At 68.6% G+C, this 15371-nt stretch carries 9 protein-coding genes and 1 tRNA gene; 5 read left to right on the plus strand and 5 right to left on the minus strand.

All coding sequences use genetic code 11. The features are described 5' to 3' along the window. Positions 1-213: 213 nt before the first annotated feature. Positions 214-3885, minus strand: a complete 3672-nt coding sequence (locus tag ABLE88_RS16365) for a sensor domain-containing protein (RefSeq protein WP_348832758.1) — start codon at positions 3883-3885, stop codon at positions 214-216. 269 nt (positions 3886-4154) lie between these two features. On the opposite strand from ABLE88_RS16365, the gene ABLE88_RS16370 reads away from it, so the two are divergent. Continuing rightward, a complete protein-coding gene (locus ABLE88_RS16370) occupies positions 4155-4562 on the plus strand; it encodes a HesB/IscA family protein (protein WP_348832759.1) in 408 nt (135 codons plus the stop codon). Between the two features lie 261 nt (positions 4563-4823). Further along, positions 4824-4908, plus strand: a tRNA-Leu gene (locus ABLE88_RS16375). A gap of 207 nt (positions 4909-5115) precedes the next feature. On the opposite strand, the gene ABLE88_RS16380 is transcribed toward ABLE88_RS16375, so the two are convergent. Then, positions 5116-5382 carry a hypothetical protein gene (locus ABLE88_RS16380; protein WP_348832760.1) on the minus strand — a complete coding sequence of 89 codons (267 nt, stop codon included), beginning with the start codon at positions 5380-5382 and terminating at the stop codon, positions 5116-5118. 77 nt (positions 5383-5459) lie between these two features. After that, positions 5460-8228: a cadherin-like domain-containing protein gene (locus ABLE88_RS16385; RefSeq protein ID WP_348832761.1), complete on the minus strand. Its 2769-nt coding sequence runs from the start codon at positions 8226-8228 to the stop codon at positions 5460-5462. Positions 8229-8620: 392 nt separating this feature from the next. Here ABLE88_RS16385 and ABLE88_RS16390 point away from each other — a divergent pair, with 392 nt between their 5' ends. The 3 genes from ABLE88_RS16390 to ABLE88_RS16400 all read left to right on the plus strand — a co-directional run bounded on the left by ABLE88_RS16390 (position 8621) and on the right by ABLE88_RS16400 (position 13045). Further along, positions 8621-10411, plus strand: coding sequence for a type I secretion system permease/ATPase (locus ABLE88_RS16390; protein ID WP_348832762.1), 1791 nt, complete (start codon positions 8621-8623; stop codon positions 10409-10411). Further along, entirely contained in the window at positions 10408-11730 is a 1323-nt protein-coding gene (locus ABLE88_RS16395; RefSeq protein ID WP_348832763.1) for an HlyD family type I secretion periplasmic adaptor subunit, read from the plus strand. Before ABLE88_RS16390 ends, ABLE88_RS16395 begins: the two co-directional genes overlap by 4 nt. Before the next feature lie 211 nt (positions 11731-11941). Then, on the plus strand, positions 11942-13045 hold the full coding sequence (locus tag ABLE88_RS16400) for a helix-turn-helix transcriptional regulator (protein WP_348832966.1): 1104 nt from the start codon (positions 11942-11944) through the stop codon (positions 13043-13045). Positions 13046-13283: 238 nt separating this feature from the next. Here ABLE88_RS16400 and ABLE88_RS16405 read toward each other — a convergent pair whose 3' ends face one another. After that, the gene (locus ABLE88_RS16405) at positions 13284-14135 is read right to left on the minus strand and encodes a TetR family transcriptional regulator (protein WP_348832764.1); all 852 of its coding nucleotides are present in this window, start codon (positions 14133-14135) and stop codon (positions 13284-13286) included. After that, positions 14132-15370, minus strand: a complete 1239-nt coding sequence (locus ABLE88_RS16410; RefSeq protein ID WP_348832765.1) for an amidase — start codon at positions 15368-15370, stop codon at positions 14132-14134. Before ABLE88_RS16410 ends, ABLE88_RS16405 begins: the two co-directional genes overlap by 4 nt. Position 15371 lies beyond the last annotated feature (1 nt).

Genomic DNA, 15371 nt, shown 5'->3' on the forward strand with positions numbered 1-15371 from the left:
CGGTTCCAGGCGCGGTTCGAGGCCATCGCCAGGCTCTATCCGCCGCGCGAGGAGGTGGACCTCGCCGCGCTCGCCGACGCCATGGCGACCGTGGTGGAAGGTGGCCTCATCCTCGGCCGCGCGCTGCGCGACGGCTCGATCCTGCCGCGCCAGGTGCTCCAGTTCCGCACCCTGGTGCGCCTCGCCTTCGCGCCGGGCCGAGCGGCGGCCCGATCAGGGGGGCGCGGGAGCGGCGGCTGGGTCCGCGGCGGCGGACAGCCTGCGCGCGAGCCTCGCGAAGTCGTCGGGCGGCACCGGTCGGCTCCACAGATAGCCCTGGCCGAGCGCGCAGCCATTTTCCCGCAGAAAGTCGCGCTGCGCTTCGTTCTCCACGCCTTCGGCGAGGATGGTGAGGTTGAGCGCCCGGCCAATGGCGATCACCGCCCGCACGATCTCCCCGTCCACCGCCGAATGCGGAAGGTCGCGCACGAAGCTCTTGTCGACCTTCAGCTTTCCGATCGGGAATCGCTTGAGATAGGAGAGCGAGGAATATCCGGTGCCGAAATCGTCCACCGCCACCTTCACGCCCATGGCGGAGAGTGCGTTGAGCTTCGATTCAGCTTCTGCCGCCCGGTCGATGAGCAGGCTCTCGGTGATCTCGACCTCCAGCCGCTCCGGCGCGAGGCCGCTCTCGCGCAAGATCTCGGCGTAGCGTGCGCAAAGGTCCGGCTGGTTGAACTGGCGCGGCGAGAGGTTCACCGAGATCATCGCGCAGGTGATGCCCTCGGCATCCCACTCAACCACTTGCCGGCAGGCGCGCTGGGCGACGTACTCGCCGAGCGCCACGATCAGCCCGGTCTCCTCGGCCAGGGGAATGAACTGGTCCGGCATGACGAGTCCGCGGGGGCTGTTCCAGCGCACCAGCGCCTCGGCGCCGCTCAGGCGGCCGGTGGACAGCTCCATGATGGGCTGGAAATAGACCGTCAGCTCCTCGCGGGCGAGGGCACGCCGCAGCTCGCCGACCATGCCGACCCGGGCCTTGGCCGTCGCCGTCATGGCGCCGGTATAGAAGGCATAGGTGCCGCGGCCGTTGGCCTTGGCCTGGAACAGGGCCGACCCGGCGTGCTGGAGCAGCAGGCGGCCGCTCGGGTCGTCGTCGGGATAGAGCGCGATGCCCACGCTGGCGCCCAGATAGAGTTCGTCGCCGCCCGGCTCGACGAACGGATCCGCGAAGGCGTCGATGATGCGCATGGCTTCGGCGGCGGCGTCCTCCGAGCCCTTGACGTTCTCCAGCAGGACCACGAACTCGTCGCCGCCGTAGCGGCCGATCGTGGCCTCCGCCGAGAGGCGCGAGCGCAGCCGCTGCCCCACCGCCTGGAGCATGGCGTCGCCGGCGACCAGGCCGAGGCTCTCGTTGACCGTCTTGAAGTTGTCGAGGTCGATGAACAGCACGGCGCAGCGCGCCTTGGAGCGGCTCACCGCATGCTCGATAAGCGAGAACAGCAGCGAGCGGTTGGGGAGCCCGGTGAGCACGTCATAGTGGGTGAGGCGGTCGAGCTCGGACTGGGAGCGCCGCGCCTGAGTGATGTCGTGGAACACGCCCACGTAGCTCGGCGCCTCCTCGCCGGTGCCCGGGACCGTGCTGACGATGAGGTGCTGGAGAAACGCCTCGCCGTCCTTGCGGCGGTTCCATATCTCGCCGCGCCAGGAGCCGGAGGCGCGCAGCTCCTCCCACATCTGGCGGAAGAAGTTGCGGTCGTGGCGGCCCGACTGGAGCACCCTCATGCTCTTGCCGACCACGTCCGCCTCGTCATAGCCGGTGATCTCCGTGAAGGCGGGGTTGGCGGCCGTGATGTGGCCGTCGGCATCGGTGACGACGATGCCCTCGTCGGTGCCGGAGAACACGGCCGCCGCGAGGCGGATGCGGCGCTCGGTCTGCCGCCGGTCGGTGACGTCCTCGGTCAGCCCGACCATGCGCACCGCCTCGCCGGACGGCGTCCGGATGGCAAATCCGCGCGCGACGAAGTCGTGATAGGAGCCGTCCTCGTGCCGCATGCGGTATTCGGTGTCGAAGATCGGGCGGTTCCCGGCGAGCACCTCCAGCCAGGCCGCGGCCACGCGGCGCGCGTCGTCCGGGTGCACCCGGTCGCGCCAGAGGGCGCGGATGTCCACCGGCGTGTCCGGGGCGAGGCCCAGCATGTCTCTCCAGCGTTGCGAGACGTAGGTGCGGCCGGTGACGAGGTCGAGGTCCCACACGCCTTGGCTGGTGGCGCGAACCGCGAGCTCGAAGCGTTCCTCGCTGACCTCCAGCGCCTGCCGGGCGGCGCGGCGTTCGGAGGCGTCCTGCGTCACGACGATGAGGTAGCTCGGCGCGCCCGTCTCGTCGCGCGCCAGCGAGGTGGTGCAGTCGAGCCAGATCTCCGAGCCGTCCTTGCGACGGAACCGCTTCTCGCTCTGCTTTATGTCCGAGCGGCGCCCTGCGCCCAGGTCCGCGATCAGCGCCCTGTCGGCGGCGGCATCCTCGGGCTGGGTGACGATGGCGAAGGCCTGGCCCACGATCTCGTCGGTGGTATAGCCCACGAAGGCCCGGGCGGTCTGGTTCGCGCGCACGATCACGCCGTCGAGGTTGAGATGGACCATGCCGACCGCCGCCTGCTCGAAGGTGGCGCGGAAGCGCTCCTCGGCGGAGGCGAGGGCGCGCGCCTGGTCCACCTCCCGAAGCGCCGCCTTGAGCTTCTGCCGCTCCGCGAACAGCAGGCCGATGGCGACCGCCACCACCATGATCGCCGCCGTTGTCAGGCTCGCGGACAGCATCAGGCCGCGCGCGCCCCCGAGCACGTCCTGCTGCCGCATGGTGGCGATGAAGACGCTGTGCCAATTGGGGATCAACTGCGTCACCGCGAGCACCTTCTCCCCCGAGGCGCCGGTCACGGTGGCGACGCTCGGAGTGGCGCCGGCGGACTGCGCCAGCGCGGCGAGGTCGGGCGGCAGGGGCGATGTCAGCAGCGGCGCCCAGTTGGTGCCGACGGGTGAGCCGAAGTACCAGACCCCGTTGGCCTCCTTGCGCGCCAGGAACGATTCCGACGCCGCGCCCACCGCCACGGGGCGCGTCAGATAGGGGTAGAGGAACCTGCCGGGGTTCATCTCCAGGTAAAGGAACGCCCGCTTTTGGCCGGCGCCGGCCCCGCGCGCCCGCACCGGGACCAGATAGCCGTAACGGTCCCGATCGCGGTCACGGACGACGACCATGATCTCGTCGCTGCCGCTGTCGCGCGCGATGAGTTCCCTGACCCGCTCCCGCGGCGGCCAGTCGTCGCCCTCGCGCAGCAGGCGTTGGGCGTCGGTGCTCCACAGCTCGACCGCGCTGAAGCCGAGCGCGAGCGCGGAATCCCTCAGCGCGGAGCGCCGATCCGCCTGCTCCGGCCCGTCGCCGTGCTCCAGCATGCTGGCGACGATGTCGCGCACGAAGGCGCTGTCCACCAGCACCTGCGCGGAGGCAAGGCTTTCCTTCCGATGTCGGCTGATCGCCTCGATCTGCAGGTCCATGATGGCTTGGAGGTCCGCCTCGCGCTCCCGCACCAGGGCGCGCGAGGCGGAATTGAATACCAGCGCGCCGACGATCAGCGTCGGCGCGACGACCGCGAGGATGATCGCGGTCGTGGGCAAGAGCCGGAACGAGGCGGCGCGCGGCACCTCGGCGCGGGCCATGGCGGCAACGCGCGCCAGCGCCATGGCGAGCAGCGCCGTGGTGATGGCGACGAAACCGATGCCCTTGAAGGTGGAGAAGGCGGCGAGCTCGTCGCGCCCGCCGAACCTTTCGATCAGCCAGTCGGACAGGTATACCCAGGCGAGCGCGCCCGTCGCGTAGGCAACCGTCACGCGGATGATGAAGGCCTGGGGCGTCACGGGGCGCCCGTCAGTTGGACGGTGTCGATGGCATGGTGTGTCGCGGCCCGTTCCAACGGGAGTCGCGTCCTTTCGAATCAGGGTCCGGCGGACAGTTGGCACCGATTAAGGTAAACGCGAACTTGATCGCGTCGGTCCTGTTCGCGGCGGTGGGATCGGGCAGCCGCCGGATCAGCGCCATCGGACGCCTTGTGGAAGGGCGTCGCCTCATCCATTTAAAGGATGATATGGTTTTCCGGCTTTGATCGGAACCGTTGGAGGTTTGCCGAATGAGCTCTGCTCCGAGCGTGCGCACTGCGCGGGCACGTCCGCCGGTGATGCGCATCACCGACGCCGCGGCTGCGCGCATCCGCCAGATCATGGACCGCGCCCGCGAGCCCGTCGCCGCGGTGCGGGTGGGCGTGAAGAATGGCGGCTGCGCCGGGATGTCCTACACCCTCGACTATGCCGGCGAGATCGCCCCGGGCGACGAAGTGGTGGAGGACAAGGGGGTGAAGGTCATCGTCGATCCCAAGGCTGTGCTGTTCCTGCTCGGCACCGAGATGGACTTCAAGGCCGACAAGATGGCGGCCCAGTTCGTGTTCAACAACCCGAACCAGACCTCGGCGTGCGGCTGCGGAGAATCGGTCGCCATCACGCCGGCCGCCTCGCGCGACATGGATGCGGCCGCCTCCTGACGCACTCTGCCGCAGCGCGGCATCACCAGGTTTTGAACCACCGGCTCTGCCGGCGAGGCCGAGATGTGCCCGCCGGGATACGGTTGTCCCGCACCGGATCCGGACCGGATGCGGCGGGGCTTGCGGGAAGCGTGCGCCGCGGGCGCCGCGCCGTGGTTGCACTGCACGGTAAATTATTACTCTGTCGCATTGATCGGTCCGGTGCCTCCGCTATGGTTCAGCGGATTCGCGCCGCCATGCCTCGGCGTGGCGGCCGGGTCGGCGGACGTGGCGAAACCGGTAGACGCACGAGACTTAAAATCTTGCGCCGCAAGGCATGCGGGTTCGACTCCCGCCGTCCGCACCAATACAAAAACTGTTTAATATCAAATAAATACAGTGGGTATAGAAGTCATTCGGGGAAGGATTTGGGGAACAGTTCGGGGACGAATCCCGAAGGCATCGTTGATGCCAAGACCCTGGTGCTGCTCTCTTTTAATAACAACACGTTATTGTTGTAAAATTAATTGAAATCGGTGGTGATCTGGTTCAAGGGGTAGCCGTGCCATTGAATTCACTTCGCAAGTGAATTTCTATCAAGGGCTATTACATTCAAGGCCTGTTCATCCATTCCTGCCAATGTTTGATCTGAATTTACAAATGAATGGTCGCAGGCATTTGATAAATTGTTCAATTTTTCAAGTAAAAATCGATGTTTATCAACAATTTCAATTGACAAATTTCTGGAATTATCTAGTGCAGCTCCAATGCAATACGGCAAATCCGCCTCGTATCGAAGTCCCGCGCGACTATGCTGCCGGCGAATAGCTGGGGTCCACATCGCTCGCTCCAAGATGGCCTGAACAACCCCTTGGAATCGCAAGTGCCCCAGCTGCTCAACCCTTTCGGAACGAGCTCTTAGACAAAGGTAAAGTGGTCTGCGGTCAGGACCTGAGCATCCACCCCGAGCAAAATAATTTGCGAACCATCCTCATAAGTAATCTTAGCTCCAAGCCAGCCGTTGGACACGGCGCCGGAGTTCGTGAGGTCCCCGTAGCTCGCAAAGGCGCGCGCATCCAGCGCGATCTTGTCGGACGCTCCGGGCAACACGTCGAATCCAAAGACGAAATCGCGCCCGTCGCCCGGAAGGAATACGATCGTATCGCTTCCTTTTCCGCCGAAGACAAGATCGTTGCCCGCATTCCCGGCCAGGTGATCATTGCCGCGTCCGCCGAAGATCCTGTCCCGCCCCGCTCCACCGCGGATGTCGTCCGCTTCGGCGGTGCCCCGCAGGAAGTCAGTCAACCCGGTTCCCTCGATGAGGTTGGGGGCTGGAGGCGCGACGATGATTGTCGCGGTCGCAGAACCGCTGTCCGCCACGCCGTCATTGGCCTTGTAAATGAAGCCGTCGCTGCCGGAATAGCCGGCCTCGGGCGTGTAGGTGAAGGAGCCGTCGGAATTGAGCACCAGCGAGCCGTGCGCCGGGCCGGAGACGAGCTCGGCGGTGAGCGCGTCGCCATCGGCGTCCGTGTCGTTGGCGAGGAGGCCGGGGGCGGTGATGGTGAGCGCAGCGCCCTGGTTGGTGGCGTAGGCGTCATTGCTGGAGACGGGCGCGGCGTTGGGCAGCGGGGTGACGGTCAGCGCGACGGGGGTGGAGGGGCTGAGCGCCGTTCCGTCATTGGCCTTGTAGGCGAAGCTGTCGGCGCCCGAGAAGCCGGCCTCGGGCGTGTAGGTGAAGGAGCCGTCGGAATTGAGCACCAGCGTGCCGTGCGCCGGGCCGGAGACGAGCTCGGCGGTGAGCGCGTCGCCGTCGGCGTCCGTGTCGTTGGCGAGGAGGCCGGGGGCGGTGATGGTGAGCGCAGCGCCCTGGTTGGTGGCGTAGGCGTCATTGCTGGAGACGGGCGCGGCATTGGGCAGCGGGGTAACGGTCAGCGCGACGGGGGTGGAGGGGCTGAGCGCCGTTCCGTCATTGGCCTTGTAGGCGAAGCTGTCGGCGCCCGAGAAGCCGGCCTCGGGCGTGTAGGTGAAGGAGCCGTCGGAATTGAGCACCAGCGTGCCGTGCGCCGGGCCGGAGACGAGCTCGGCGGTGAGCGCGTCGCCATCGGCGTCCGTGTCGTTGGCGAGGAGGCCGGGGGCGGTGATGGTCAGCGCAGCGCCCTGGTTGGTGGCGTAGGCGTCATTGCTGGAGACGGGCGCGGCATTGGGCAGCGGGGTAACGGTCAGCGCGACGGGGGTGGAGGGGCTGAGCGCCGTTCCGTCATTGGCCTTGTAGGCGAAGCTGTCGGCGCCCGAGAAGCCGGCCTCGGGCGTGTAGGTGAAGGAGCCGTCGGAATTGAGCACCAGCGTGCCGTGCGCCGGGCCGGAGACGAGCTCGGCGGTGAGCGCGTCGCCATCGGCGTCCGTGTCGTTGGCGAGGAGGCCGGGGGCGGTGATGGTGAGCGCAGCGCCCTGGTTGGTGGCGTAGCTGTCGTCCGCGGCGACGGGGGCGGCATTGGGCGGCGGGGCGTCCGCGCTCCAGGTCTTGCCATAGATGTCCGCATCGCTGTCCAGGAATGTCCCCGACTGCCACACCACCACGTAGCCGGCGCCGAACGCCGCCGCCGCCTGTGTGGTCTGAGAACCGTCGGTCGTGGAATTGACGAGAGTCTCGCCGCCGTCGCGCGTGCCGTCGGCATGATAACGCTGGGCGAAGATGCCGGACGCGCTGCCGTCGTTACCGCTGTCGTCGGTCCAGGTGACCACATAGCCGCCATCGGCGAGGGCGGTCACCTGCGAGACGGCCTGATAGCCATGCGACGTGGTGTTCACCCGGCTCGCATCACCGACCGGAGCGCCGTCGGCGCCATAGCGTTGCGCATAGACATCGAGGTAGGGGTCGCGCTCGAAATCGCCGCTCGTCCAGGTGACGACATAGCCACCGTCAGCAAGCCCCGCGACCGAAGGCGCAAACTGGAAGCCCGTGGTGACGGTGTTGACCGGCGTCTCGCCGCCGACGGGGCTGCCATCGGCGGCGTAGCGCTGGGCGTAGACGTCCCGCGCATTGTCGGTGGCGTCGCTTTCCCAGGCCACCACATAGCCGCCGTCGGCGAGCCCGGTCACGGAGGAGTTCTGCTGCGAGCCGGACGTGGTGGAATTCACCAGCGTCTCGCCGCCGACGGGCGTGCCGTCGGCCGCGTAGCGCTGGGACCAGACCGCCGAGCCGTAGCCGCCCCCCTCAGTGTCCTCGTCGTTGGACGTCCAGGTGACCATGTAGCCGCCATCGGCTAGTGCCGCGATCGCCGGGTCCTGCTGTATGCCGTCCACGGAGGTGTTGACGAATGCCCTTTCGCCCATGGGCGTGCCGTCGGCCGCGTAGCGCCGGATCCAGATGTCTTCTAGGAAGCCTGAATCACCTTGGTGGGCCCGGCGCTCCCACACGACGGCGTAGCCGCCATCGGCTAGACCGGCGACCCTGGGTGCTCCAAGCTCGTCAACGGCGTCGACCGCAATCTCGTCGCCCGCCGGCGTGCCGTCGGGGGCGTAGCGCTGGAGATAGATGGACTGGTCGCCAGCGACGCCAGAGGTCGGGTAATTGCGCCATGCGACCACATATCCGCCATCGGCAAGGGACGCGACGGAGGCCTCCATCTGATGGACCGTCGTCGTCGTGTTGACCCGGAACTCGGTGCCTTCCAAATAGTCAGTCACGGTCGATCCTCCAGCCCACGGCCAAGCCTTGGTCTTCAGCCCCGGAGTTCTTCACTCCGGCGAGATTTGCGATACGTGCCGGTACGAAAGTGCGGTATTGCCGCCCAGGAGGCGGAGGCAGAGGCAGAGGCGGCGCATGCGCAAGCTTCAGGCACGACACCTTCCCACCTCTGCCTTGGTCCTTGCTCCGCTATGCCTGTCTTCAGGGTTTCAAGATTAACGGATACGCTTGGTCATGTCCTCCACCATTTGGTGGATGCCGGCGATCTCGGCGCGCCCTATCATAGATTTCTAAGGTGCTGGGACGGGTTGGGTGGCTCGCCTCGCCGGCTGCCGCGAAGGGGCACGGCTCCCGCCCGCACCTGGTCCGTCACATTGCGGGCAGGGCTCCTATGGGTTGGAACGATCCGGGCGGTCGACGGGAGGCTTCAGCGGCCTGGGGCCCTGCGGCGCCGATCTCCCGTCTCGTCCCGGCCGCGCGCCTCGCCAGCCTTGCTCCCCTCATCGTCGGCATCGGCGGCTTCACCGTCCTCATCAACCTTTTGGCGCTCACCGGTGCGATCTACATGCTTCAGGTCTATGACCGGGTGCTGCCGTCCCACTCCCTCCCCACGCTCGTGGTCCTCTCCGCCCTCGTGGCGTTCCTGTTCGCCGTGCAGGGGCTCCTCGACGCCACGCGCGCCCGGCTTCTGGTGCGCCTGGGAACATCGGTGGAGGAGCGCCTCGCTCCCCCCTTGTTCACCTCCGAGCTGGCGCACGGCGTCCGCGTCGGCGAGCCCGGCGCCCTGCCGTCATCCTTGCGCGACCTTGCCGAGGTCCGCGCCTTCCTTTCGAGCCTGGCGCCGACCGTTCTGTTCGATGCGCCCTTCGTGCCGCTTTATGTGGGCCTGTGCTTCCTGCTCCATCCTCTGCTCGGCGCCACGGCGCTCGGAGGCGCGATGCTGACCGTCGTCCTCGCCCGGATCGGAGAGGTCCGCTCCAGGGCCCGCGTCAAGGCCCTCGGGGCCGATGCGCACATGCGCGCCCGGTTCCTCGAAAGCGCCGCACGCATGGCGGAGGCGGCGCGGGCGCTCGGCATGACCTCGGCTCTGGCTGCTCGCCTTGCGGCAATCGATGAAAGGTGCCGGCACGGCCATGAGGGCCTCGGGGTCTCCACCGCTAACCTCGCCGCCCTGTCGCGGACGTTCCGGCTGCTGCTGCAATCGGCCATGCTCGGCGTCGGCGCCTGGCTGGTGATCGAGGGCGCGGTGACCGGCGGCGTGATGATTGCCGGCTCCGTGCTCATGGCCCGCGCGCTCGCCCCGGTGGAACTGGCCGCCGTCCATTGGAAGGGCTTCCTGAGCGTGCGCGAGGCGTGGCGGCGCCTTGCCGCCCGCCGGAGGGCAGCAGAGGCGGCGCACAGCGTTGCCCTTTCGCTTCCGGAGCCATGCGAGAGCCTCGCGGTCAATCATGTGTCGGTGGTCGCGCCTGGTGGCCGCCGGGTGATCCTGCGCGATGTCTGCCTCGCCCTCTCCGCCGGCGACGCCGTGGCTCTGATGGGCCCCTCGGGCTCCGGCAAGACCTCCCTCATCCGTGCCCTTGCGGGGATCTGGCCCGCGGCGGGCGGGGAAGTGAGCCTCGACGGCGCGCGGCTCGATCAATGGGAGCCGGACCGGCTCGGCCGTTTCATCGGCTATCTGCCCCAGGAGGTGCAGCTCCTCGACGGTACGGTCGCGGACAATATCGCGCGCTTCGATCCGCACCAAACGGCCGAAGCGGTGATCGCCGCGGCGAAAGCAGCGGACGCGCACGAGCTCATCCTGCGCCTTCCCGCAGGCTATGACACCGCCATCGGTGAAGGCGGGCACCTGCTCTCAGCCGGGCAGCGTCAACGCGTGGCCCTGGCGAGGGCGCTCTACGGGGCGCCATTCCTCATCATCCTAGACGAGCCCAACGCGCACCTCGATGCGGAAGGCGAGGCCGCGCTGCTGCGCGCCATCGAGGGGGCCCGCGCGCGCCGGGCGATCGTCGCCGTGGCGGCCCACCGGCCTGGTGTTCTCCGGGCCGTGAGCCATGTGGCCATCCTGCGCGAAGGACGGCTTGAGGCCTTCGGGCCCTGTGCGGTTGCGGCGCCGCCTCTCCGTGGCGACCATGACGACGGGCACCCTGCCAACCTCGTCCCCATGGCCGGGCTGCAGGCATGAGGGACCGCGCCCGTCCGCCCCCATCCCGCACGCTGCGGCGCGCGTGGCGCGATCTCGCCTTCGGCGGCGCCATCGCGGCGCTGCTCGTCCTGGGCGGCGGCGCCTGGGCGGCCCTCACCCCGCTCGCCGGGGCCGTCATCGCGCCGGGACGCCTGACCTTGCAGGGCAGCGTGAAAAGCATCCAGCCGCCGCTGGGGGGCGTGGTGGCCGAGATCGCGGTGCGCGAGGGCGAGAAGGTGGAGGCGGGCGCGCTGCTCTTGCGCCTCGACGACACGATCGCACGCGCCAACCTCGCCATCGTCGCCCAGGAGATCGACGAACTGGAGGCGCGCGCGGCAAGGCTCAAGGTGGAGAGCGGGCTTTCCGAGACGCTGCACATGCCGTCCGCCGTGGCCACGCGCGCCGTCCGTGAGCCCGCACTGGAGGACATCTGGTCCGGCGAGCGCCGCCTGCACATGGCCCGGACCGAAGCCCGCGACGGGCAGAAGGCCCAGCTCGCCGAGCAGACGGCGCAGTTGCGTGAGCAGATCAAGGGGCTGGATCTCCAGGCCACCGCCAAGGCCCAGGAGATCGACCTCATCCGTATTGAGCAGGACGGGATGGAGCAGCTGGCGGCGAAGAACCTCGTCTCGCTTAGCCGCGCCACAGCAGTCCGGCGGGAGGTGGCGCGCATTTCCGGCGAACTGGGTCAGCTGAGCGCGAACATCGCCGCCGCCCGCGGCAAGATCGCCGAAATTGCCATCCAGATCCTGTCCGTGGACCAGGAGGCGCGCAGCGATGCCGCCAAGGAGCTGCGCGAGGTGGAGGCCAAGCTTGCGGAGCTGCGCGAACGCAAGGTCGCCGCGCTCGACCAGCTCCGGCGCGTGGAGATCAAGGCGCCGGTCTCCGGCGTGATCCATGAGCTGGCGGTGCACACCTTGAACGGATACGTGGCGGCGGGCGACACGGTCCTGAAGATCGTGCCGCAGGACGACGTGCTGGTGGTCGCGGCCCAGGTGGATCCCACCGACGTGGACCAGATCCGCCGCGGGCAGGCGGCGCGGCTCAGATTCAGCGCCTTCCAGCAGGAAACGACGCCGGAGATCTCGGGGACGGTGTCCCGCGTCTCGGCGGATGTCACGACGGATCAACGTCGCGGCATCGCCTATTACGACGTGGAAATCGTTCCCGACCCGGACGGCCTGAAGGCGCTTGGAGATGCGGCGCTCGTCGCCGGAATGCCGGTGGAGGCCTATCTCGCCACCGGCGAGCGCACGCCTTTATCCTATTTGCTGAAGCCGCTCGACGACCAGCTCCGGCGGGCGTTCCGGGGAGGATGAGCGCGGCCGGTTCCGGGTTTCGGGCTCGGTGCCAGATCGGGCGTCAGCTCGGACGCCGTCCGACGGCCGATTGGCCGGTCACGAGGCGCGGGGGGGTCGCCGCGACCAAGGCCGAGGAACGCGCCGGCCCCATTCCGGCGCGGCCGAACGAGGGAGCTGACCGAAGATGGATTCGCAGATTTCCGCCGCGCGGCTCTCGGGGTTGATCGGCATGATCTATGACTGCGTCATCGCCCCGGAAAAATGGAGCGCCGTCGTCGGCTCGGTCTGCCGCGAGTTCGGTTTCGCCGACGCGATCTTCAGCGTCGTGCCCCTACCCAGGGGAGAAGGCGCGTTGCAGTGCGTGGTCGGCATCGACCCGGACACGGTGGCGCGGATGATGAGCGCCGAGAAGCTGGAGCACGTCCTCGCTTTGTGGGGCGGCCCGGAGCGCATGCCTCACTACCCCATCGGCGAGCCGGTCATGCTGTCGCAGGCGACGGACCCAACCCAGTGGGACAGCAACCTCTATTATCTCGAATTCGGCAAGCCCAAGGCCCTGATCGATTCCGTCGTGATCCCCCTCGTGCGCGATCCGACCATGGTGGGAACCCTCGGCCTCAGCCGGTGCGCGGCCGCCGGCCCCATCGGCGAAAGCGAGATGGCGGGGTTGCGGCTCCTTGCCCCGCACATCCGCCGCGCGGTCAAAATCAGCAACCTGTTCCGGATGAAGGCGGTGGAGGTATCGACCTTCGCATCCACCATCGACGCCTTCTCGGTGGGCGTGGTGCTCGTGGGCGCGGATCTTTCGATCATACACGCCAATGCCAAGGCGGCGGCGATGCTCGCGGCCGAGGATCCGATCCTGTCGCGGGAGGGGCGGATCGCCATGCGCCATGAGGTGGCGAGCGGGGCGCTGAAGGCCGATCTCCGGCAGGCGGTCCAGGACGAGGCGCGGCTCGGGCAGAAAGGGATCGCCATTCCTGCGCGGCTTGGCAACGGAGCGCCTTGCGCGCTCCACGTGCTCCCGCTCCGGCGGGGAACGGTGCGCCCCGGCCTCGTGCGGCAAGGCGCGGCCGCGATCTTCATCGCCCCGGCCGCATCACCACCCCAGCTGCCCACCGATGCCCTGGCGCTGCTTTATGACCTCACGCCCGCGGAGGCGCGCATCTTCGAGCTCGTCTGCCAAGGATCCGCCCCGGCGGAGATCGCCCAACGGCTGGGTATCGCGACGAGTACCGCGAAGACCCACCTCCTCAAGGTTTTCGAGAAGACCGGATGCCGGCGGCAGATGGAACTCGTGAAGCTCGCGGCCTCGCTCACCTTGCCGGTGTGAGCCCCCGGCCTCGGGGGCCGTGTCGGCAGCGGCGCGGGACCCTTCGCCAGAAGATCGTTTTTTACACAGAAGTTTACACACGACGCATTTCTTTGAACATAAAATATATAATATATCAATATCTTAGATGAATTTCGAAAGGACTTAAAATCTTGCGCCGCAAGGCGTGCGGGTTCGACTCCCGCCGTCCAGAACGCCTCGGGAGGCGCGCTCCCGATTGCGACCGCGGATCCGTGTGTCACCGCTGATCGGCGGCGAGGTAGCTCGTGAGGATGTCCACCACGATCGCCTTGCGCTTCGCCAGCCAGTCGGGGGCGGAGAAGTCGCGCTGGAACATGGTGCCGAGGGTGTGGCGGTTGGACACGTGGATGAAGCTGAGGCCGAGGATCGAGACATAGACGTTCTCGGCGTCGACATCCTTGTGGAACACCTTGGCCGCCTGGCCGCGCTTCAGGATGGTGCGCAGCGAGGAGAGCAGCGGCTGGGTCAGATGCGGGATGCTCTGCGAGCGGCGCGCGGTGCGCCCCATCATCAGGTTCTCATTCATGATCAGCCGCACGAAATGCGGGTCGCCGGCGAGGAAGTCGAACGTCAGCTCGATCAGCCGCTGCATGGCCGTCATGGGGTCGAGATCGTTCACGTCCAGCGTCTGCTCGCGCTCGCGGATGACCTTGTAGGAGGCCTCCAGCGCGGCGAGGTAGAGATCGTCCTTGTTGCCGAAATAGTGATAGATCATGCCCACGTTCACGTCCGCCGTGGCGCAGATGCGGTCGATGCGGCTGCCGCTGAAGCCGTGCGCGGAGAATTCCGCCATGGCCACCTCGAGGATGCGCTGGCGGGTCGCCACCGCGTTGCGCCGGCCGGGCGTGCGCGGCGCCGGCGCGGCGGCGGCCGGAGCCTCTCCCAAAGGCGGGGCGGCAGCCGGGCGATCGGCCGGCTTGCGCGGCGCCACCGATCGGGTCTTGGCGGCCGGCATGGTTGGGGCCGCCGGCTCGGCCTTGGCGGTGGGCTTGGCCGGGGCCTTCGCCGCAGCCTTCGCCGCGGCGTTGGCGCCCGCTTTGGCTCCGCGCTCGGGCTTGGTGGCGGTCATTTGCGCTCCGGTGGCGCCGGCACGCCGAAGCCGGCCCGCGCCGCAACATCCATGAGATCCATATCCTTGCCCCGCCGTGCCAGGATCGACAATCCCACCGGCGCGCCGTCCACCGTCCCGACCGGCAAGGTCAGCTGCGGCAGGCGGCCGAGGCCGGCCGCGCACAAGAGCCCCATGGCGCGGCGCCGGTAGTCGGTCTCCACCTCGCTCGACGCGGTGGTGCGCAGCGGCGCCGGGCCGGGCGTGGTGGGCATCACCACGAGGTCGCCCACGCCGATGCGCGCGGCAAGCTCGTCGGCGATCGCCTCGCCGCGCGCGCGGGCGGCCTCGGCCTCCCCCGCGCCGACCTGCGCGGCGGCAGCGAAGCGCTGGCCCACGCCCGCCCCGAACACCGGCTTCTCGGCCGCGATCCAGGCGCCGAGCGAGGTCCAGATCTCGTGCGCCTGGATCACGCGGAAGGTCTCGAGCCAGGCGTCGAGGCCGTCCAGGCCGTCCGGGCCGAGATCGGCGGAGGCGCGCGCCGCGAACCCCGAAGCGAGCCGCGCGACGGCGCCTTCCAGCACCGTGCGGGTGGCTTCGTCGCAGCGCGCGAAGGCGTCCTCGGCGATCACCAGGCGGGTGAAGCCGCCGCCGCGGGTCTCGCCCAGAAGCGCCGCGCCGACCCGCCGCAGCACCTCCGGATCGCGCGCGAACCAGCCCACGGTGTCGAAGCGCGGCGCGAAGCGCGCGACGCCGTGGAGCGGGATGCGCCCGTGGGTCGGGCGGATTCCGTAGAGCCCGCAATAGCTCGCCGGCACCCGCACGGAGCCGCCGCAATCGGTGCCGATGGCGAAGTCCACCACTCCGCCGGCCACCGCCACCGCCGAGCCGGACGAGGAGCCGCCGGGAATGCGGTCCTTCGCCCGCGGGTTGGTCGGGGTGCCGTAGTGGAGGTTCTCGCCGGCGATGGAGTAGCAGAGCTCGTCGGAGACGGTGCGCCCGACGAGGTCGGCGCCGGCCGCGAGCAGCCGGCTCACCGCCTGCGCCGTCTCGGCAGCGGGAGCGTGGGTGGCAAGCCACCGGGGATGGCCGAAGCCGGTGCCGCTGCCGGCCACGTCGAACACGTCCTTGATGGCGAAGGAAAGCCCGGAGAGCGGACCGCGCGCGGTCGCGGCAACGGCCACATGATTCTCCTGGCAGAATGCCCCGTAGGGATCGGCCGGAGGGCGGAAGTAGGTAAGGGAGCTCTCAGTCATC

It is taken from the genome of Xanthobacter luteus (assembly GCF_040049235.1).
Taxonomy (GTDB): domain Bacteria; phylum Pseudomonadota; class Alphaproteobacteria; order Rhizobiales; family Xanthobacteraceae; genus Xanthobacter.